The sequence below is a fragment of the Campylobacter subantarcticus LMG 24377 genome (assembly GCF_000816305.1).
Classification (GTDB): domain Bacteria; phylum Campylobacterota; class Campylobacteria; order Campylobacterales; family Campylobacteraceae; genus Campylobacter_D; species Campylobacter_D subantarcticus.
Genome location: NZ_CP007773.1, coordinates 839,264 through 858,698, shown reverse-complemented (window position 1 = coordinate 858,698; position 19,435 = coordinate 839,264). Strand labels below are relative to the sequence as shown.

21 protein-coding genes and 1 other RNA gene are annotated in these 19,435 nt (G+C 31.0%); 14 read left to right on the top strand and 8 right to left on the bottom strand.

Annotated elements, in window-relative coordinates; translation table 11 throughout:
• The first annotated feature begins 21 nt into the window (after positions 1 to 21).
• The 10 genes from CSUB8523_RS04550 to CSUB8523_RS04500 all read left to right on the top strand — a co-directional run bounded on the left by CSUB8523_RS04550 (position 22) and on the right by CSUB8523_RS04500 (position 10,451).
• A complete protein-coding gene (locus CSUB8523_RS04550; protein ID WP_043019763.1) occupies positions 22 to 915 on the top strand; it encodes a polyprenyl synthetase family protein in 894 nt (297 codons plus the stop codon).
• A complete protein-coding gene (gene hemA / locus CSUB8523_RS04545) occupies positions 915 to 2,222 on the top strand; it encodes a glutamyl-tRNA reductase (RefSeq protein ID WP_039663674.1) in 1,308 nt (435 codons plus the stop codon). Before CSUB8523_RS04550 ends, hemA begins: the two co-directional genes overlap by 1 nt.
• The gene (locus CSUB8523_RS04540; RefSeq protein WP_148308449.1) at positions 2,209 to 3,909 is read left to right on the top strand and encodes a proline--tRNA ligase; all 1,701 of its coding nucleotides are present in this window, start codon (positions 2,209 to 2,211) and stop codon (positions 3,907 to 3,909) included. The genes hemA and CSUB8523_RS04540 overlap by 14 nt, the downstream gene beginning before the upstream one ends.
• A complete protein-coding gene (locus CSUB8523_RS04535) occupies positions 3,906 to 4,304 on the top strand; it encodes an FxsA family protein (RefSeq protein WP_043019761.1) in 399 nt (132 codons plus the stop codon). The genes CSUB8523_RS04540 and CSUB8523_RS04535 overlap by 4 nt, the downstream gene beginning before the upstream one ends.
• Positions 4,295 to 5,221 (top strand): hydroxymethylbilane synthase, encoded by a 927-nt coding sequence (gene hemC / locus CSUB8523_RS04530; RefSeq protein WP_043019760.1) that lies wholly within the window; start codon positions 4,295 to 4,297, stop codon positions 5,219 to 5,221. The genes CSUB8523_RS04535 and hemC overlap by 10 nt, the downstream gene beginning before the upstream one ends.
• Entirely contained in the window at positions 5,222 to 7,015 is a 1,794-nt protein-coding gene (locus CSUB8523_RS04525; RefSeq protein WP_043019759.1) for a menaquinone biosynthesis decarboxylase, read from the top strand.
• 118 nt (positions 7,016 to 7,133) lie between these two features.
• Positions 7,134 to 7,478 (top strand): flagellar protein FlaG, encoded by a 345-nt coding sequence (locus CSUB8523_RS04520; RefSeq protein WP_039663663.1) that lies wholly within the window; start codon positions 7,134 to 7,136, stop codon positions 7,476 to 7,478.
• A gap of 2 nt (positions 7,479 to 7,480) precedes the next feature.
• Positions 7,481 to 9,853 carry a flagellar filament capping protein FliD gene (fliD, locus tag CSUB8523_RS09525; protein ID WP_052243669.1) on the top strand — a complete coding sequence of 791 codons (2,373 nt, stop codon included), beginning with the start codon at positions 7,481 to 7,483 and terminating at the stop codon, positions 9,851 to 9,853.
• A gap of 14 nt (positions 9,854 to 9,867) precedes the next feature.
• A complete protein-coding gene (gene fliS / locus CSUB8523_RS04505) occupies positions 9,868 to 10,239 on the top strand; it encodes a flagellar export chaperone FliS (protein ID WP_043019758.1) in 372 nt (123 codons plus the stop codon).
• Positions 10,236 to 10,451 carry a hypothetical protein gene (locus tag CSUB8523_RS04500; RefSeq protein ID WP_039663659.1) on the top strand — a complete coding sequence of 72 codons (216 nt, stop codon included), beginning with the start codon at positions 10,236 to 10,238 and terminating at the stop codon, positions 10,449 to 10,451. The genes fliS and CSUB8523_RS04500 overlap by 4 nt, the downstream gene beginning before the upstream one ends.
• Here the strand turns inward: CSUB8523_RS04500 and rnpB are convergent.
• The 8 genes from rnpB to CSUB8523_RS04465 all read right to left on the bottom strand — a co-directional run bounded on the left by rnpB (position 10,448) and on the right by CSUB8523_RS04465 (position 16,702).
• An RNA gene (gene rnpB / locus CSUB8523_RS09630) (RNase P RNA component class A) lies at positions 10,448 to 10,770 on the bottom strand. The genes CSUB8523_RS04500 and rnpB overlap by 4 nt on opposite strands.
• Before the next feature lie 26 nt (positions 10,771 to 10,796).
• Complete coding sequence (locus tag CSUB8523_RS04495; RefSeq protein ID WP_039663657.1) at positions 10,797 to 11,336, bottom strand: hypothetical protein; 540 nt, start codon at positions 11,334 to 11,336, stop codon at positions 10,797 to 10,799.
• Positions 11,299 to 12,309 (bottom strand): hypothetical protein, encoded by a 1,011-nt coding sequence (locus tag CSUB8523_RS04490; protein WP_148308419.1) that lies wholly within the window; start codon positions 12,307 to 12,309, stop codon positions 11,299 to 11,301. The genes CSUB8523_RS04495 and CSUB8523_RS04490 overlap by 38 nt, the downstream gene beginning before the upstream one ends.
• Positions 12,299 to 13,171 (bottom strand): GTPase Era, encoded by an 873-nt coding sequence (era, locus tag CSUB8523_RS04485; protein ID WP_043019756.1) that lies wholly within the window; start codon positions 13,169 to 13,171, stop codon positions 12,299 to 12,301. The genes CSUB8523_RS04490 and era overlap by 11 nt, the downstream gene beginning before the upstream one ends.
• Positions 13,168 to 14,487, bottom strand: coding sequence for an ATP-dependent protease ATPase subunit HslU (gene hslU, locus CSUB8523_RS04480; RefSeq protein ID WP_039663651.1), 1,320 nt, complete (start codon positions 14,485 to 14,487; stop codon positions 13,168 to 13,170). The genes era and hslU overlap by 4 nt, the downstream gene beginning before the upstream one ends.
• Positions 14,484 to 15,026 (bottom strand): ATP-dependent protease subunit HslV, encoded by a 543-nt coding sequence (hslV, locus tag CSUB8523_RS04475; RefSeq protein WP_039663649.1) that lies wholly within the window; start codon positions 15,024 to 15,026, stop codon positions 14,484 to 14,486. The genes hslU and hslV overlap by 4 nt, the downstream gene beginning before the upstream one ends.
• Positions 15,026 to 15,469, bottom strand: a complete 444-nt coding sequence (gene rplI, locus CSUB8523_RS04470) for a 50S ribosomal protein L9 (protein WP_043019755.1) — start codon at positions 15,467 to 15,469, stop codon at positions 15,026 to 15,028. Before rplI ends, hslV begins: the two co-directional genes overlap by 1 nt.
• 12 nt (positions 15,470 to 15,481) lie before the next feature.
• Positions 15,482 to 16,702 carry an argininosuccinate synthase gene (locus tag CSUB8523_RS04465; RefSeq protein WP_043019754.1) on the bottom strand — a complete coding sequence of 407 codons (1,221 nt, stop codon included), beginning with the start codon at positions 16,700 to 16,702 and terminating at the stop codon, positions 15,482 to 15,484.
• A 115-nt stretch (positions 16,703 to 16,817) separates the two neighbouring features.
• Here CSUB8523_RS04465 and CSUB8523_RS04460 point away from each other — a divergent pair, with 115 nt between their 5' ends.
• From CSUB8523_RS04460 to CSUB8523_RS04445, 4 genes are read left to right on the top strand one after another with little or no spacing between them, the layout of a single operon-like run.
• The gene (locus CSUB8523_RS04460) at positions 16,818 to 17,066 is read left to right on the top strand and encodes an RNA-binding S4 domain-containing protein (protein WP_039663642.1); all 249 of its coding nucleotides are present in this window, start codon (positions 16,818 to 16,820) and stop codon (positions 17,064 to 17,066) included.
• On the top strand, positions 17,063 to 17,470 hold the full coding sequence (tsaE, locus tag CSUB8523_RS04455; RefSeq protein WP_043019753.1) for a tRNA (adenosine(37)-N6)-threonylcarbamoyltransferase complex ATPase subunit type 1 TsaE: 408 nt from the start codon (positions 17,063 to 17,065) through the stop codon (positions 17,468 to 17,470). The genes CSUB8523_RS04460 and tsaE overlap by 4 nt, the downstream gene beginning before the upstream one ends.
• The gene (gene lptB / locus CSUB8523_RS04450) at positions 17,463 to 18,188 is read left to right on the top strand and encodes an LPS export ABC transporter ATP-binding protein (RefSeq protein ID WP_043019752.1); all 726 of its coding nucleotides are present in this window, start codon (positions 17,463 to 17,465) and stop codon (positions 18,186 to 18,188) included. The genes tsaE and lptB overlap by 8 nt, the downstream gene beginning before the upstream one ends.
• Complete coding sequence (locus CSUB8523_RS04445) at positions 18,188 to 19,435, top strand: RNA polymerase factor sigma-54 (RefSeq protein WP_043019751.1); 1,248 nt, start codon at positions 18,188 to 18,190, stop codon at positions 19,433 to 19,435. The genes lptB and CSUB8523_RS04445 overlap by 1 nt, the downstream gene beginning before the upstream one ends.

Genomic DNA, 19,435 nt, shown 5'->3' with positions numbered 1-19,435 from the left:
AAGAAAACTAAGGAAAGCATAGTGCAAAAGATCGATCAATACATGCATGAATTTTTATCAGAGTTAAATTACGAACCTATTTTAACGATGAGTTCAAAACTTCAAGGCGGAAAAAAATTACGCTCAAAATTACTTTTAAAAATCGCCAATGAAAATGAAATCAGTTATAAAATTTGTGCCATTATAGAGTTAATTCACGCTGCGAGTTTGCTACATGATGATGTTATTGATGAGGCAAAACTTAGAAGAGGTGTAAAGTCGATCAATGCAGAATTTGGCGCAAAAAATGCCATTATGTTGGGTGATATTTTATATTCAAAAGCTTTTTATGAACTCTCGCTTTTAGATTTAAAACTTGCAAAAGTTATCTCTAATGCAGTAGTAAAGCTTTCTATTGGAGAGTTAATGGATGTAAATTTAAGTGAAACTTTCAACACTAACAAAAATGCTTACTTGCAAATGATATACAATAAAACTGCAGTTTTAATCGAAGCTAGCGCAAGAAGCGGTGCAATACTTGCTGGCTTAGATGAAAATGATTTTGCAGAATATGGTAAAAATTTAGGTTTAGCTTTTCAAATTGTAGATGATATTTTAGATATTAAAGGTGATGAACAAACCTTGGGTAAACCTGCTATGAATGATTTTAAAGAAGGTAAAACCACTCTTGCATATATGTATTTATATGAAAAATTAAATCCACAAGATCAAAAAATACTTAAGTCTTATTACAAGAAAGATTTAAGTATGGATGAGCTTGCTTGGATTAAAAATAAAATGCATGAACATGAAATTTTTAATCAAGTTAGCCAAGAACTAAACACTTATGCAAATAATGCACTAAAATCCATAGAAAAATACAATATAAAAGACTTAGAAGATATTATTAAAAGTATAATAGAAAGGGAATTTTAATGCATTATTATTGCATCAGCTTTACGCACAAAAATACAGATATTACTACTAGAGAAAAACTTTCCTTTTCTAATGAAGACAAAAAAAGAGAATTACTAAAATTAATCCATACTAATAATAAAATTTTAGAAAGTTTAGTGCTTAGCACTTGCAATAGGGTTGAAATTTTACTTTTTGTAGGAGAATTAGAAGGTGTTGGCGAGCATGTTTTAAAAACTTTAAGTTTACTTTGTAATGTTGATAAAGAAAATCTTAACTCCAAGGCAGATTTTTATGAGGATAGTGGTGCTATTCACCATCTTTTTTCTGTAGCTAGTTCACTTGATAGCTTGGTTATTGGTGAAACACAAATTGCCGGACAATTAAAAGAAGCGTATAAGTTTGCTCTGCAAGAGCAAAGGTGTGGTGTGCATATAACTAGAGCTATTCATTATGCTTTTAAATGCGCAGCCAATGTTAGAAATCAAACTGAAATTTCAAAAAATCCTATCTCAGTCGCTTCAGTAGCAGTAGCAAAAGCTAAAGAGCTTGTAAATTTAGAAAATAAAACAGCTGTTGTTATTGGGGCAGGTGAGATGAGTGAATTAGCCTGTAAGCACCTTTTAAATGCAAAAGCTAAAGTGCTTATACTTAATAGAGACATAGAAAAAGCAAGGAAGCTTTGTAAAGATTTAGGCGAAAATGCAAGTTGTGAAAGTATTGCGAATTTAAAAAATACCTTAAATCAATATGAAGTTTTTTTTAGTGCTACTAATGCTCCACATGCTATCATAACTCATGATTTATTAGAAGAAAAAAATTATAAAAGATATTTTTTTGATATAGCAGTGCCTAGGGATATCGATGTAAAAGCAAATGAAAAAAATATAGTCTATGCTGTTGATGATTTAGAAGAAGTTGTAAGAAAAAATTTAACTCTAAGAGAACATCAAGCTCAAATTGCTTACTCTATAGTAGGAACTATGACAAATGAGTTTTTTCAGCATTTAAGCAAGCTAGCAACCTTGCCTTTAGTGAAACAATTTCGTTTGCAAGCTGATGGAATTGTCAACAAAGAATTGCAAAAAGCTATAGAAAAAGGGTATTTAAAACACTCAAATCATGAAGAAGCAAGAAAGCTTATAAGACAAGTAATGAATGCCTTTTTGCACCATCCTAGTGTAAATCTTAAAAAACTAAGCGGAACCATGCAAAATGATTCAGTGATTAATGCAATGCGTTATGTATTTGATTTAAAAAATGAAAATATGGAAGGTTTAAACCTTTATAAATGTGAATTTAATTTGGAGAATAATCATGAAATTTAGTAAATTTTATGCCGTAAGTACAAAAGAAAATCCAAAAGATGCTACACTACCAAGTCATATATTTTTAGTTAAGGGTGCTTTTGTAGAGCAAATTGGAAGTGGCTTGTATAATTTTTTACCTTTAGGAAAAAAAGTTTTAGATAAAATCAAAAACATCATCAAAGAAGAAATGGATAAAGCAGGAGCTCTAGAAGTAAACTTAAGCTTTAACACCCCAGCTGATCTTTGGAAAGAAAGTGGAAGGTTTAATGTATTTGGCAAAGAACTTTTACGCTTTAAAGATAGAAAAGAAAACGATTTTGTTTTAGGACCAACCCACGAAGAAGCTATGGTGGCTTTAGTTAGAAATAAAGTTACTTCATACAAACAACTTCCTTTACACTTATATCAAATTGGCTTGAAATTCAGAGATGAAGCTAGACCTAGATTTGGACTTTTAAGATGTAGAGAATTTTTAATGAAAGATGGCTATAGTTTTCATGCTAGTGAAGCAGATTTAGATAAAGAATTTAACCTCATGCACGAGACTTATAGCAAAATTCTCACACGATTAGGGCTTGAATTTAGAGCTGTTGAGGCTGATAGTGGAGCCATTGGTGGTAGCGGTTCGAAAGAATTTATGGTTTTGGCTAAAAATGGCGAAGATGATATATTATTATGCGAACACTGTGACTATGCAGCTAATATCGAAGCAGCAAAAAGAGCTAAAAAAACCTGCCAAGATGAAAGACCCGAAGCAGATTTTGCAACACAATTTCACACTCCTAATGTAAAAACCATAGAAGAGTTAGCAGAATTTTTCAAGATTAACCCTTACTATACCATTAAGGCTATTGCAAAAAAAGCTATTTATGAAAATGAAGAAAAAATCGTGGTATTTTTTGTGCGTGGTGATGATGAGTTACAAGAGGTTAAAGCACTTAATGCAGCCAATGCGCTAGAATTAACCGATGCAAGCGAGGAAGAATTAGTAAAAGCGGGTTTAGTGCCCGGATTTATCGGCTTTGTGGGGTTAAATGGTGTTGATTTTTATATCGATCATGAACTTGAAAACGAAACAAATATGATTATCGGGGCTAACAAAAAAGATTATCATTTAGTAGGTATTAACGTAGTTAATCTAAACAAAGAACGCTTTAAAGATCTTGCAGCAGTCAAAGAACACGATCTTTGTCCAAAATGCCAACACAAACTCAAACAAAGCAAAGGTATTGAAGTAGGGCATATTTTTAAACTTGGTAGCAAGTATTCTAAAGCAATGAATGCAAGTTATCTAGATGAAAATGGCAAAGCACAGTTTTTTACTATGGGTTGCTATGGCATGGGGGTAAGTCGCTTGGTAGCTGTTGCTATAGAAGCAAGTCATGATGAAAAAGGTTGTATCTGGAATAAAACCTTAGCACCTTTTATTTTAGATATCATTGTTTCTAATGTAAAAGATACAAAAGCTATGGAATTAGCTGAACAAATTTATAACCATTTTAAAGATAAAGAAGTGTTGTTTGATGATAGAAATGAGCGCTTTGGAGTAAAAATCAACGACTTTGAATTAATGGGATTTCCTTATGCTTTAGTTATTGGCAAGGGCTTAGAAAAAGATGAAGTTGAGCTAATCCACAGAAATACCTTAGAAAAACAGGTGTTAAAAACACAAGAAATCATTCCACACTTAGAGAAAATTTTATGATAGCAAAAGTCAACCTTAGTGCTTTTTTGGTTTTAGAATTAATTGCAAGTGTTTTGTTTATTGTTTTTTTTGGTTTTTTAAATTTTTTTATGATAGTTTTTGCAAGCATGTTTTTAGGGGCAATGTTTTTAGCAAAAACTTGGACCAATCTCATCACCATGCAAAATACCCATACTAATTTATTTGGTATGATTAAATTATTTTCTTTAACCATAGTAGGAATTTTACTGTTAATACCGGGAATTTTGAGTTCATTTTTAGGCATATTGTTGTTGTTTTTCATGGCAGTTTTAAAATTTTTCACTCATAAAAAATCCAAAAAACACCAAACACCAAACAACGAAGAAGAAATCATTGATGTAGAAATCATACAGGAGCATAAAAAATGCAATTAATCATCGCAACAAGAAAAAGTCAACTTGCATTATGGCAAAGTGAACACGTAAAAGAACAATTACTGCAAACACATGCAAATTTAAAAATTACACTAGAAGGATTTAAAACCAAAGGCGATGTTTTACTTGACTCACCTTTGGCAAAAATAGGTGGAAAAGGACTTTTCACAAAAGAACTTGAAGAAAGCATGTTAAGAGGCGATTCGCATTTGGCTGTACATAGCTTAAAAGATGTGCCAAGTTTTTTCCCTGATGGTCTAGTTTTAGCTGCTATTTCAAAAAGAGAAGTTGTGAATGATGCTTTTTTAAGCGAACATTATGAAAACCTAACTGCACTTCCAAAAGGTGCAAAAGTTGGCACCACAAGCCTTAGAAGAAGAATGCAACTTTTAGCATTAAGACCTGATTTAAATATCATTTCTTTAAGAGGCAATATCAACTCACGCTTAGAAAAACTTAAAGCAAAAGAATTTGATGCGATCATTTTAGCGTTAGCTGGTATCAAACGTTTAGGTTTAGATAAAACAATTAAACATGTCAAAGCTTTTGAGCTTGATGAGATGATACCTGCAGCCTCTCAGGGTGCTTTAGGCATAGAAAGTATTAATGATGAAAAAATTTTAAAATACCTAGAATGCTTAAATGATGAAAATGCCTTTATAGAAACTCATATAGAAAGAGACTTTATCAAAACTTTAGAAGGTGGCTGTCAAGTACCTATAGGCATTAATGCAAAAATTCTTCAAGATAATATAGAAATTCGTGCCATAGTAGGCTTGCCTGATGCAAGTAAATTGCTAAAAGAAAAAAGAGTTATTAAAAAACAAGACTATGTTAATGCAGGTGAACTTTTGGCTAAAGAAATGATAGCAAAAGGAGCAAGAGAAATTTTAAAAGAAGCAGAGAGTATGATATAAATGCAAAAATTTATAGAACTTTTAGAAAAAAATCATCTATTAAAAATCATCAACGATCCTGTTGATGTTGATCTTGAAATGGCGCATTTAGCTTATATAGAAGTCAAAAAGGAAGATTCTAAAGCTTTACTTTTTACTCATGCGGTAAAAAATGGCAAAAAGTATGACTATCCGGTGCTTTTAAATACTTTTTGTAATGAAAAAGCTTTAAATTTAGCTTTTGGAAGAGATCATGAAGAAGTAGCTAAAGAAATTAGCTCTTTATTGAAAATGCATATTCCGCAGAGTTTTGGTGCAAAATTAAATTTTTTCAAGACTTTATTAGATCTAAAAAATATCCCACCTAAACGCATTAAAAAAGAAGGAGAATTCACCTATAAAAGTTTAAATTCTTTAAGTGATATTCCTATTTTAAAAACCTGGGAAAAAGATGCTGCACCTTTTATCACTATGGGGCAAGTTTACACTCAAAGTTTAGATGGAAAACAAAATAATCTTGGGATGTATCGCTTGCAAGTTGTTGATGATAAAACTTTGCTTATGCATTGGCAAATTCATAAAGATGCGAGTCATTTTTTTCATGAGTATAAAAAAGCAAATCAAAAAATGCCAGTTAGCATAGCCATAGGTGGCGATCCTTTGTATATTTGGTGTGGACAAGCACCTTTACCAAAAGGAATTTTTGAGCTTTTGCTTTATGGTTTCATCAAGAAAAAACCCGCCATTTTAGCAAAATGCAAGAGCAACCCGCTTTATGTGCCTTATGATAGTGATTTTGTAATAGAAGGTTTTGTCGATCCCAATGAATTTGCGCCTGAGGGGCCTTTTGGAGATCACACGGGATTTTACACTCCGGTTGAACTTTGTCCTGTATTAAAAGTAGAGAAAATTTTTGCTAAAAAAAATGCAATCTATCAAGCTACTGTTGTAGGAAAACCTCCATTAGAAGACAAGTACATGGGGCTTGGCACCGAAAGAGTTTTTTTACCTTTACTTCAAACTAACGCACCTGATTTGATCGATTATAATATGCCAGAAAATGGAGTATTTCATAACTTAATCTTAGCCAAAATAGAAGCAAAATACCCTGCACACGCAAAACAAATCATGCATACATTTTGGGGTGTAGGACAAATGAGCTTTGTTAAACATGCTATTTTCATAGATGAAAATGCACCTTCATTAAAAGACTATGACAAACTCATACCTTATATACTCAACCGTTTTGATGAAGAAAAATTGCTTATTAGTGAAGGAATTTGCGATCAACTCGATCACGCTTCAAGCACTTATTGCTATGGCGGGAAAGCAGGGCTTGATGCATGTGGTGATGAAAAAAAAGTAGAACTAGAAATTTTAAAGGATGAAACTTTGCTTCAATTATTTAAAGAGAAAGATTCAAGTATTTTAAATTTAAAACAATTCTACACTCAAACTTTCGCACCAATTAGCGTGGTTTTGATTGATAAAAAAGAAAAAATTGTTCAAGTGTTTGAAAAACTACAAATTTATAAAAAACACTTTAGAATTTTGGCCTTTTTAGATCAAGATGCCATTTTAGAAAATCCCTACATGTTAGTATGGCGTATCGTAAACAATATCGATGCAAAAAGAGACATTTTTATAAAAAAAGATTGTGTTGGGATTGATGCGACAAACAAAGGTTTGCTAGAAGATTATCATAAAGCATGGCCTTTAATGACTAATTGCTCTAAAGAAGTTATCGATAAGCTCATTGCAAAAAAATTGCTCCCTAATGATGAGAAATTCTTCAAAAAGTTTGAAATTTTTTAGTTTTAAGTTTTTTTAGAACACTTTTTGCTTATAAAAATATAAATTTTTATATTTAAATATTAATTTTTTTGAAATTACGTCGATAGTGTGTTTTGAAGTCTTTTAAAAAGGAGTTTAAATGGACATTGGTAATATTCAAAGAGATGTAAATATCACTCATTTAAATACAAAGAGTGCGGAAAAAACATCTCAACAAGAAAACAAACAACAAATCGATTTAAAAGATCAAGATGAGAATTTAAATGATAAGTTGAAAAATGCGACAGAAAAGTTAAACCAACAAATGGAAACTTTGGAAACAAATGTGCGTTTTGCATATAATGATAAAATCAACGAAATATATGTAAATGTGATTGAAAAAGACACTGGTAGGCTCATACGTAAAATTCCTAGTGAAGAAGTTATGAAGCTAATAGAGCATTTTAAAGGTGTTATAGGAACTATTTTTGATAAGGAGAGTTAGTTATGGCGGTAGGTAGTTTAGGAAGTTTAGGGATAGGTTCAGGTGTTTTAACAAGTGATACTTTAAATAAACTCAAAGAAGCAGAGATGAATGCACATTTGAGTCTTTATAACTCACAACTTGAAACCAATACTTCAAGACAAAAAGATTTGGCAGAACTTGAGGCTAAATTACTTGCTTTTCAAACTGCTGTAAATAGTCTTGGCGATGCAACACAGTTTAACAAGAAAAAAGTTTCCCCAAGTGTAAGCGGAGATAGTGCTGCTGCTAGTTTGGTTGTAGGCTCTTTATCGAATATTAAAAACATGAAAGTTGTAGTAGAACAGCTTGCTCAAAAAGATGTATATCAAAGCAATGGTTTTAAAGATAAAACTGCTTCTGTTTTACAAAGCTTAGGGTTAAACCAAGATGAAACAAATAAAAGTGTATCTTTTACTATAACTCAAGATGGTAAAAATTATAAAATCGATATTGATCAAAATACAACAGTGGCACAACTTGCTGAAAAAATTAATGCAGCTAGCGGTGGTAAAATAGAAGCGAAATTAGTTAATACCGGAGATAGAGATAATCCTTATCGTTTGGTTATACAAAGCACCGAAACGGGCACTCAAAACAATATTTCTTTTTCAGGCGATGAAGCATTTTTAGAAAAAATGGGATGGGGTATTGATAAAGATAGTATCAGTGCTGGCGGTATGTTTGGTTTTAGACCAAAAATAGGCACAGGAGAATCAAATTCAAAAAAGAATGAAATAGAAGGTCGTTTTTCCGAATTATCCCCTTTAAACACTAACGATCTTTCTCAAATAAAACTTTTAGGAGAAGGTGAAAAAACTTCTCTTACTTTTGTAGTTAAAAATGGTGATAGTTACGACAGATATACTATAGATATAGATGATAAAACTACTTATGAAAGTTTAGCTAAAGACTTAGAAGCCAAAACCAATGGAAAGGTAAAATTAGATTTACAAGAAGCAGGAAATGGTAAATTAAAATTTACTACCACTTCTCCAGATGCTGAACTTAGTATTTTTGATGGTGGATATGCAGTTGATGAAAATGGAAATATTGATAAGAGTAATTACAAAAGAGATCCCCTAGCAACAAAATTACTTAGTGATAGATTTGGCATAGAATTAGATACTAGCACCCCTCAAGGATACAATGTTAAATCAAATAATGAAAACCATATACAAAAAGGTATGGATGCGATTTTCACTGTAGATGGTGTTAAAATGATTAGATCAAGCAATACTGTTACAGATATAGCACCAGATACAACTTTAGAGCTTAAACAAAAAGGTGAAATTAGTTTTAATGTTACACAAGATACAGAAGCTATAGCCCAATCTTTAGAAACTTTAGCTACCGCTTACAATGATTTAATGGCTAATATCACAGCTGCTACTAAATATGATCCAGAAGTTGGGACAAAAGGAAATTTTGTAGGTGTAAGTGAAATTTATAGTATAAAAACCCAAGTGAATGAAATTTTACTTAAAACACTAACCGTAGATGGAACAGTAACAGTAGGGGATAGTGATAGCTCTGATGGGGTTAAAGTTTCAGCAAAAGTTAGTTTGTCTTTAGCTGATTATGGCTTAACTTTAAATGATGGAATATTAACATTTGATTCTGGAAAATTTAATGCTAAATTTAATGAAGATCCTCAAATGGCAGAGAAATTTTTTGTAGGTCACAATGGCTTTGAAGATTTAAATTTGACTGGAGATAAGGTTGATTTTTCAAAAACAACTAAAACTTCAAATGGTACAACCCCTGAACCTATAACTTTTGAAGAAGGAAAATTTAAAATTATTTATAATGATGAAACAATAGATTTATCTAAAACAAAAAATGGTGAAAAATTTGTTTTAAGTGGAAAAGATAATGTAGAAATGGCACAAAATTTAGTAAATCACATTAATAGTTTTGGTTTGGAAGGTTTAGAAGCTAGTTTTGAAATTATTAATGAGGGTAATGATAAAACAAGTGTTCAATTTAAAATCAAGGGAACATCAGGAAGTGATTTAGAAATTCAAGGAGATAATGAATTTTTAAAACAATTTGGATTAAGCTCGAAAACATTATATTCGGTATATAAAGAAGAAACTGGAACTTTTGGTATATTAAAAAATACTATGGGTGAAATTATAAGTTCTGATGGATCATTTGGAGGATACAAAGAGTCTTTAACAAAAGAATCAAAAAATTTAAATGAAACTATAGAAAACACTAAAAAATCTATAGAAAGTAGATATGATACAATGTGGTCTAGATGGGCTGCTTACGATGGTATTATTGCGAAATTAAATAACCAAGCAAGTGTTATTACAAATATGATTAATGCAGCTAATAATCAAAATTCTTAAAAAAGGATCTTTAAATGCTAAATAATGCAGTTTATAATGCATATTCGCAAAATCAAATTGGCGTAGAATCTCAAGAAAAACTTATTGAAATGCTATATGGTGGAATTTTACGCTTTTCAAGTAGAATTAAACTAGCTATACAAAATGAAAATATAGAAGAAAGAGTGTATTATGTAAAAAGAGCTAGCGCTATTTTTATCGAGCTACTTAACTGTCTTGACTACGAAAAAGGCGGGGAAGTAGCACATTATCTTAGTGGTTTATACACTAGAGAGTTACAACTTCTTTCTTTAGCAAATATAGAAAACAATGAAGCTAGAATAGATGAAGTGATTAATGTAGTTAAAGGTCTGTTAGAAGCTTGGAGGGAAGTACATCGAAAATGAGTGAAAAAAAATGGATTGAAGAATTTAAGCTAGCCGTCTATACTGAAGATGTAGAAAAAATAGTTAAACTCATAGAAAAACCCGATTTTAATGATTGTCCTAATGAAGCTTTGGCATTAACTAGTGAAGCCATAGCTTTTATGAAAAAAAAGCAAGATAAAGTTGCTTTAAATTTGCAAAAACTCAAAAAAGCTTCTGCTTATATGAAATAAAAAACATGGCGATAAGCCGAGTTCTGTCAAGAGCGATCATTTATCTAGACTTATTTTTGCAAACAAGTTCAAGCGAAGGGTTAAATCATAAGACTAAAACCACCCCTTCTTGCTGCAGATTGGGTTTACATAGCTAACTTTGTTGCCAAAGTTACTGGTAGGCTCTTACCCCACCGTTTCACCTTTTCCATATAAATATGGTAGTTTTCTTTCTGTTGCACTTTCCCTTAGGTTGCCCTAGCCATCCATTAGATGGAATCTTTGTCTTATTGCAGCTCGGACTTTCCTCTTCCAAAGAAGCGATCGCTTACCATGTTTGGATGAATTTTATCAAAAAAATCATTTTTATACTAGAGCAAAGATAAGATTTAATGTAATTTTTAATTTATTTTCATATTTTACAAGTTCTAAATTTTTAACCTTTATATAAGGATCTAATTTTTGCAAAAATTGCATTAAAAAAAGAAAATCACCAACAAAACTTAATCTTAATTCATAATAAGTAAAAGATCTATCTTGGCTTTTATAACTTTGAATTTGTAAAGACCTTGCTTTAGTAAGATTTTTTTCAATATCTTTTAAAATGCTTTGATAATCTTTATCTACACCCAAGAATAACTGCTCATTATAAGATATATTTCCATCTTTTTCCAAATCAGAAACCACCTCTTGTTTTTGCTCGTATTTTGTTTGTAAAACATGTAACTCATCTTTTGATAACTTTACTTGTTTTTCAAAATAGTCAAAAACAATCACATAAATCATGAAAAAACCAAAAACAAAGGCAACCATCAAAGCTAATGCAAATTCACGCTCAGATAATTTAGTAAAGATATTTTCTAAATTTTTATAAAGATTTTTCAAAAACAAGAGTAATTTTTCCATTATTAATTTCTTTATTTTTTAATACAAAATGATATTTTTTAAAATCTTCATAAAATTCATAGTCATTTTTAAGCTCTATAATAAAATCATTATTTTTCACATACAAAGCCTCTATATAAGCTTGGTGAAAATTTAAGACTTTTAAAAAATCATAAAATTCCTTATAACAAAGTGTGTTTATATAAAATTTTTGTAATAAATCAATCTTTTGCTTATTTTCTTCTTGTAGTTTTTTAAGTTCTTGATTTTGTTTTTGATTTATTTTTGCTTGCTCTAAAATATCATCTTGCTTTTTTATTAAATTTTCATATTTTATTTTTTCTTTTTCATAAAATGATTTTTGTGTATATAAATACAAAGGATAAGCTAAAGCTAGTAAAATCCCACAAGCAAAAACTGATAAAATCTTAAAGCTGAAAGATTTTAAATGATTTATATTTTCTTTATTAGTAAAGTTAATCTTAACTTGTTCGCAATTTTTTAACAATTTTTGATAAAAATTATTACTATTAAATTTATCAAAACTGCTAAAATTTTGAATATCATCTATACTTATAATGTTTTTATAAGTATTTTTTAATTTTTCTTCATATATTTTATCATAGACATTTAATGGTATAACTTTACTGTTTTGAAAGTTACATCCTAAATACTCCACTAAAACTATATATTTTTCTTTAAACAATAATGCAAGATTTTCACCATTTGTATCATTCTTAAAATACACTTCAAAAAGTAAAGGTTCAGGGATTATATAATCAATATCTAAAATATCTTCATATTTGCACAAAAATACATATACAAAAAAATTATCTTTAAAATATTTTAGCTTATAAGAAAAATCATCTTTAAGGCCAAGTTCTTCAAAGCTCTTTTTTAAAATTTCATCTTCACTAATAGGATTTGCAAATTTAATATATAAAAGCTTTTCATAAGCAAGAAAATCTTTTGAAATGGTTTTCTTACTCATCATAAAGGATTTTTTTAAGATTTTGCTCGTTTTTATGCCAATTTTTTTCAAGTTGAACGAACAATTTTAGCATTACCTTTTTTTGTGCTAATTTTTCTATCTTTATCCTAGCTTCTTTTCCTATGCGTTTAATCGTTGCACCATCTTTGCCTAGTATCATTCCTTTATGCGAATTACCATCTGTGATGATTGTGGCATTGATGTGATAGATTTGATCTATTTCTTTGATTTTTTCTATTTTGACTTCAGTAGTGTATGGAATTTCATCACTTAAATTCTCATATATTGCTTCTAAAATAAAATCTCTGTAGATATCTTTTTCATTTGTTGTAGTGATAAATTCAGGATCAAAATAATACGGATGTTCAGGCAAATACTTAACCATCTCATCTAGAAGAATTTTTTTATAAAATTTTTGCTTTGCAGAATAGGGGATAATAGCACTAAAATGGGAACTAAATCGAGCGTATTCGCTTAGTTTTTTCAGTAAAATTTCCTTTTTTACCAAATCAACTTTATTAATTAATATAATATGTGGTACTTTGGGATTTAAACTTAAAAAATTTTCATAATCTTTAATATCATCATAAATACTGGCTACAAATAAAATCACATCACAATCAGCAATGCTTTTAATCGCCAAATCTATCATAAGTTGATTCATAGCCTTAGAACTTGCATGCAAACCAGGTGTATCTATAAAGATAAGTTGGTGATCTTCATGCATGACAATGGCGTTGATTTTTCTTCTTGTGGCGTTTTGTTTATGAGAAACCATCGCCACTTTTTCTTCTAATAAAGAATTAAGGATAGAACTTTTTCCTGCATTAGTTCTACCCACTATACTAACAAAGCCACTTCTCACAAGATATACCTAGCTAGATCTTTGTTTTCTATGATATCTCCAAGCTTAACTTGCACTTTAAAATCATCTATTTTATAAACTTTACCAGCATATTCATCTGCTTCAAAGCTTATATCTTCCAAAAGTTTTTCTACTACTGTATGTAAGCGTCTTGCGCCGATATCTTGCATTTCTTCATTTGCTTTGCTTGCTATTTTTGCTATTTCTCTAATAGCATCATCTTCAAAAACTAATTCCACTTTTTCAGTTTTTAAAAGCTCAATATATTGTGTTAGCAATGAGTTTTTAGGTCTTGTTAAAATCGCATACAATGCTTCCTCATCTAACGAATCAAGCTCCACTCTCAAAGGAAAACGCCCTTGAAGTTCAGGAATCAAATCACTTGGCTTGCTTAAATGAAACGCACCTGCTGCAATAAATAAAATATGATCAGTTTTTAAAGGCCCAAATTTAGTTTGTATAGTGCTACCTTCAACTATAGGAAGCAAATCTCTTTGTACACCTTCTTTACTTGGGTCTTGGCGATTAGAATTAGAGCTTGAAACCGCTACTTTATCTATTTCATCGATAAAAATAATCCCTTCATTTTCAGCTCTTCTTAAAGCCTCGCCTTTAATGCTTTCCATATCAAGAATTTTCTCACTTGCTTCTTGAGCTAGGGCTATTCTTGCATCTTTTACTTTCATTTCTTTTTTAACTTTTTTATTACCCACGCCAATAACTTTTACTATATCTTGCATAGCACCCATTTCAGGTGGTAAGTTTGGATTAGCATCAAACACACTTTGTGAAATTTCAACTTCTATCACGCTATCATCTAAATCACCAGCTTTTAATTTCACACGCATTTTTTCTAAAGAATTTTGATATTCCTCTTGTTTTTCTTCACTAACACCCTTTGGTAAAGGCGGTAAAAGTTTTTCTAAAATTTTATTTTCTATAAATTCATTAATCTTGTCTTTATTTTTTTCTTTTTCTTCATTTTTTACCAAATTTAAAGCAGCATTTGCTAAATCTCTAACCATACTTTCTACATCACGCCCAACAAAACCAACTTCAGTATATTTACTTGCTTCAACTTTTACAAAAGGAAGTCCCATCATCTTAGCAAGACGTCTTGCAATCTCTGTTTTACCAACCCCGGTTGATCCTATCATTAAAATATTTTTTGGCATGATATCATCTTGAAGTTCAGGGCTAAGCTGCATTCTCCTATAACGATTTCTTAAAGCAATTGCTATGATTTTTTTGGCATTTTTTTGTCCAATTACATAATCATCTAAAAATTTTACAATCTCTTTTGGAGTTAAATTCATTTATCATCCTCAATCACATAAGTTTTAATATTTGTATTTGTATAAATGCAAATTTCACCAGCTATTTGTAAACTTTCTTTAACTAATTCTTCTTCATCTAAGCTAGAATGCTTAGCTAAAGCTCTTGCTGCAGAAAGTGCATAATTACCCCCGCTACCAATGGAAGCTATAGCACCATCTTCAGGTTCTACTACATCTCCAGTTCCTGAAAGTAAAAATATATGATCTCTATCAAGCACAAGCATCATAGCTTCAAGCTTTCTTAAGTATTTATCTTTGCGCCATTCTTTAGAAAAGTCTATGGCAGCTTTTAGCAAGTCACCCTTAGAACTAGAAAGTAATTTTTCAAACATATCAAAAAGATTAAAAGCATCGGCAGTACTTCCTGCAAAGCCTGCCAATACTTTACCATTATTTAATTTTCTAATTTTCACCGCATTGTTTTTTAAAACAGTATTTCCAAAACTTACTTGTCCATCTCCACCTATAACAGACTTATTTTTGCCTTTATAAGCTAAAATTGTAGTCGCGTGAAACATTACTCTCCTTTAACCTCTAGCTTAAATAAAGCATGGATCGCATGTCCTAACTTTACTGAAATTGTATGCAAGCCAAGCTCTTTTATCGTGTCACATTCTAAGCTTTTTTTATCAAGCTCTATGCCTTTTTGATCTTTTAATGCATGAGCAATTTCATCTTTGGTAACCCCACCAAATAAACTTCCATTAGCTCCCACAGGTTTAGCTATACAAATCGTGATTTTAGATAACTCTTCTTTTAGTTTTTCCAAATTTGCAAGCTCAAATCTTAAATTTTCAGCCTTTTTCTTTTGCTCGGCCTCATATTGCTTTAAAACCTCATGTGTAGCAGCTTTAGCAAAACCTTTCGCAATTAAAAAATTTTGTCCATAACCGTCTTTAACTTCTTTAACTTCTCCTGCTTTTCCTAAGCTTTTTACATCTTTGATTAACAATACTTTCATTTTTGTCCTTTATTAGAATTTTCTTCCATTTTTACCTGCGATGATAAATCTCAACGCATTCAATCGTATGAAACCTTGTGCATCTTTTTGATCATACACTACATCTTCTTCAAAAGTACAATAAGCTTCATTAAACAAGCTATCATTTGCACTTTCTCTACCTATTACTATTACATTGCCTTTATATAATTCAAGCTTAACTTTACCATTTACATACTTTTGTGATTCATCGATCAATGCTTGCAGCATTAATCTTTCAGGTGAAAACCAATAGCCATTATAAATTAAACTTGCATACTTTGGCATTAACTCATCTTTTAAATGTGCTGCTTCTCTATCTAAAGTGATGCTTTCTATAGTACGGTGTGCTTTTAATAATATAGTCCCCCCTGGGGTTTCATAGCAGCCTCTACTTTTCATTCCCACATAGCGATTTTCAACAATATCAAGACGACCTATGCCGTGTTTTACACCAAGTTCATTTAATTTAGCTAAAAGTTGCGCAGGAGACATTTTTTCTCCATTTATAGCGCACAAATCACCTTTGTTAAACTCTAGTTCCACCATCTCGCTTTCATTTGGGGTGTCTTTTAAGTCTTTCACCCAACGCCACATATCTACTTCAGGTTTAACCGCAGGATCTTCAAGCACCAAACCCTCATAAGAAATATGCAGTAAATTCGCATCCATAGAATAAGGCGACTTGCCCGGTTTTTTAACGATATCAATTCCATGCTTTTGCGCATAAGCTAAGAGTTTTTCACGGCTATTTAAATCCCATTCTCTCCATGGAGCAATAATAGCCAAGTTAGGATTTAACGCTAATGTACCTAGCTCAAAACGCACCTGATCATTACCCTTACCAGTTGCCCCGTGGCTGATCGCATCTGCGTTGGTTTTATTTGCAATTTCTACTAAAGCTTTTGCTATCAAAGGTCTTGCTATACTTGTACCTAGTAAATACTCTCCCTCATAAATAGCATTTGCTCTAAACATAGGAAATACATAGTCTTTTACAAATTCATCTTTTAGATCCTGAATAAAAATATTTTCTTCTTTCACACCTAAAGAAAGGGCTTTTTTTCTAGCAGGTTCTAGCTCTTCACCTTGTCCTACATCTGCTGTAAAAGTGACAACTTCACAGTTATATTCATCTTGTAGCCATTTTAAAATTATACTTGTATCTAGTCCACCAGAATACGCTAAAACCACTTTTTTGATATCTTTTTTCATTATCTTTCCTCTTTGTAAAAAAATGATTGTAAAATTTAACGAATTTAGCTTAATATAATGTAAAATATTAAAACATTTTGCAACATTTTCTTGTATTTTTTGATAAAATATTTTTATGAGAATAGATAAGTTTTTAAATGTAGTCAATATCACCAAACGTCGTGCTATTTCAGAAGATATGTGCAAAAGCGGTGTAGTAAGCATTAATAATCAAGTTGCAAAAGCAAGTAAAACAGTAAAAGTCGGCGATGAAATCAGTATTAAATTTATAGAATACACCAATATCTATAAAGTCTTAGATATACCAACAACCAAAAGCATACCAAAGGCTATGCAAGAAAAATATGTGGTGAAAATTCAATGAAAGAAATGATTTTAAGTCAAAATGAACTAGATCAATTATGTATGGTTTTACCTAAAAACGGGGTTGTTTTACTTCAAGGAGACTTAGCAAGTGGTAAAACTACTCTAGTACAAGCTTATGCAAAGTTACTTGGAGTGGAAAAAAAGCTTCATTCTCCTACATTTTCTATTATGCAAGAGTATGATTTTCATCAAGGTAAAATGTACCACTATGATATCTATCAAGAAGGTTTTGATGGACTTTTAAAAAATGGTTTAATTGAAAATTTTTTTGAAGAAGGTTTGCATTTGGTGGAGTGGGGCGATGAAAAATTAAAAAAATATTTAGATAAATACCAAATTTTTAATATAATTTTACAAATCATTCCTTATGAAAATAAAAGAAAGTACGTAATACATGAGTAAGCTAGAAGCTAGAAATTTAGAAAAAATCATTAAAAAAACGAAAATCATTCACGATGTCTCACTAGAAGTACAAAGCGGAGAAGTCGTAGGGCTTTTAGGGCCTAATGGAGCAGGAAAAACTACTAGTTTTTATATGATATGCGGACTTATTTTGCCAACTAGCGGACAAGTGTTTTTAGACTCTCAAGATATCACAAAAGAACCGCTTAATAAAAGAGCAAAACTTGGCATTGGGTATTTGCCTCAAGAAAGTAGCGTATTTAAAGATTTAAGCGTTGAAGAAAATTTACTCTTAGCTGCACAAATTATCTATAAAGATAAAAATTTATTAGAACAAAAAGTGGAGCAAATGTTAGAATTGCTTAGCATAGAGCCAATTAGACATAGAAAAGGCATGAGTTTAAGTGGGGGTGAAAGAAGGCGTTGTGAGATAGCAAGATCACTGATGTGTGACCCTAAGTTTTTACTTTTAGATGAGCCTTTTGCAGGAGTTGATCCTATCGCAGTGAGTGAAATTCAAAGCTTGATTAATGACTTAAAAGCTATGAATATAGGTGTTTTAATCACTGATCATAACGTAAGAGAAACATTAGCAATTTGCGATAGAGCTTATGTAATCAAAAGCGGAAAATTACTTGCTAATGGCAATGCAAATGAAATCGCACATAATGAAGATGTTAAAAAATATTATCTTGGAAGTGAGTTTAGACTTGAATAATGCTTAAACAAAAAACCTCTATAACGCAAAAAGCAAAACTATCGCAAACTTTAAGATCTTGGCTTCCTATACTACAAGCTAATATTGAAGATTTAAAAGAAAGCCTAGATGAATTTGCAAAAGAAAATCCCTTTATAGAAGTAAAAGAAAACTCAAGCATTACAAATAACCAAAACAAATACTTTCAAGAATACTTCAGTAAAAATACAACCACTCAAATGATTGATGCAAAAAGTTTAGAAGTAAAAAATGTATATGAACTTTTAAACGAGCAAATCATACCTCCATTTTTTCCTACACAAAAATCCCAAACCATTGCAGAAAAAATCATAGAGTGTTTAAATCATGAAGGTTATTTTGAGTATGATGAGGAAATTTTAGGCGAATTTGATCCTACGGAAGTAGAAAAAATCAGACAAAGATTTAAATATCTTGATCCTATTGGAGTAGGGGCAAAGGACCAGCAAGAAGCCCTTATTTTTGCGTTGGAGCACTTTGACTTAGATGATGAACTTTATGAGTTTTGCAAAATGCTAATTTTAAATTTAGAAAATGTAAAAGATTTTATCAAAGATCCTTTATATAAACAAGCCATAGCTGTAATTAAAAAAATTTCTTTTCCGCCTTTTTTAGAGTACTTTGAAGAAAGTATGGAAATCATTCCTGATATATTTATCTATCAAGAAAATGGCGAAATTAAAATCAAAATCAACGATGATTATTACCCAGAAATTGCTTTTGAAGCAGATGGCTTAGATCATGAGTTTTTAAGTGCTTATTTAAAAGATGCTAAAAATTTAATTGATGCATTAGCTATGCGCAAAGCCACTCTTTATAAATTAGGACTTATGATCATAGAATATCAATATGATTTTTTCATGGGCGGGGATATCAAGCCTATGCAACTTAAAGACTTAGCGCAAGACCTTGAAAGAAATGCTTCTACTATCTCAAGAGCCATTGCAAATAAATACCTAAGTTGCGATAGAGGCTTAATACCTTTAAAGTCTTTCTTTACTACCGCTGTCGATGATGGAGAAACCTCCAATGCGACCATTAAAGATTTTCTTAGCAATCTAATAAAAAAAGAAAATCCTAAAAAACCTTTAAGTGATTTGAAAATTCTTGAACTTACTCAAAAAGAATTTCCAAGCGTACAGCTAGGGCGTAGAACCATCACAAAATACCGTATGCAACTTGGTATAGGAAGCTCAAGTGAGCGTAAAAAATTATATGAATTAATGTAG

Bases quoted from the DNA above. Each gene is read 5' to 3' on its own strand.
- hemA (WP_039663674.1), top strand. From the start codon at position 915: ATGCATTATTATTGCATCAGCTTTACGCACAAAAATACAGATATTACT.
- CSUB8523_RS04525 (WP_043019759.1), top strand. From the start codon at position 5,222: ATGCAAAAATTTATAGAACTTTTAGAAAAAAATCATCTATTAAAAATC.
- CSUB8523_RS04460 (WP_039663642.1), top strand. From the start codon at position 16,818: ATGAGAATAGATAAGTTTTTAAATGTAGTCAATATCACCAAACGTCGT.
- fliS (WP_043019758.1), top strand. From the start codon at position 9,868: ATGCTAAATAATGCAGTTTATAATGCATATTCGCAAAATCAAATTGGC.
- CSUB8523_RS04465 (WP_043019754.1), bottom strand. From the start codon at position 16,702: ATGAAAAAAGATATCAAAAAAGTGGTTTTAGCGTATTCTGGTGGACTA.
- tsaE (WP_043019753.1), top strand. From the start codon at position 17,063: ATGAAAGAAATGATTTTAAGTCAAAATGAACTAGATCAATTATGTATG.
- CSUB8523_RS04495 (WP_039663657.1), bottom strand. From the start codon at position 11,336: ATGGAAAAATTACTCTTGTTTTTGAAAAATCTTTATAAAAATTTAGAA.
- rplI (WP_043019755.1), bottom strand. From the start codon at position 15,469: ATGAAAGTATTGTTAATCAAAGATGTAAAAAGCTTAGGAAAAGCAGGA.
- CSUB8523_RS04520 (WP_039663663.1), top strand. From the start codon at position 7,134: ATGGACATTGGTAATATTCAAAGAGATGTAAATATCACTCATTTAAAT.
- CSUB8523_RS04445 (WP_043019751.1), top strand. From the start codon at position 18,188: ATGCTTAAACAAAAAACCTCTATAACGCAAAAAGCAAAACTATCGCAA.
- lptB (WP_043019752.1), top strand. From the start codon at position 17,463: ATGAGTAAGCTAGAAGCTAGAAATTTAGAAAAAATCATTAAAAAAACG.
- fliD (WP_052243669.1), top strand. From the start codon at position 7,481: ATGGCGGTAGGTAGTTTAGGAAGTTTAGGGATAGGTTCAGGTGTTTTA.
- CSUB8523_RS04490 (WP_148308419.1), bottom strand. From the start codon at position 12,309: ATGATGAGTAAGAAAACCATTTCAAAAGATTTTCTTGCTTATGAAAAG.
- hslV (WP_039663649.1), bottom strand. From the start codon at position 15,026: ATGTTTCACGCGACTACAATTTTAGCTTATAAAGGCAAAAATAAGTCT.
- CSUB8523_RS04535 (WP_043019761.1), top strand. From the start codon at position 3,906: ATGATAGCAAAAGTCAACCTTAGTGCTTTTTTGGTTTTAGAATTAATT.
- hemC (WP_043019760.1), top strand. From the start codon at position 4,295: ATGCAATTAATCATCGCAACAAGAAAAAGTCAACTTGCATTATGGCAA.
- CSUB8523_RS04500 (WP_039663659.1), top strand. From the start codon at position 10,236: ATGAGTGAAAAAAAATGGATTGAAGAATTTAAGCTAGCCGTCTATACT.
- hslU (WP_039663651.1), bottom strand. From the start codon at position 14,487: ATGAATTTAACTCCAAAAGAGATTGTAAAATTTTTAGATGATTATGTA.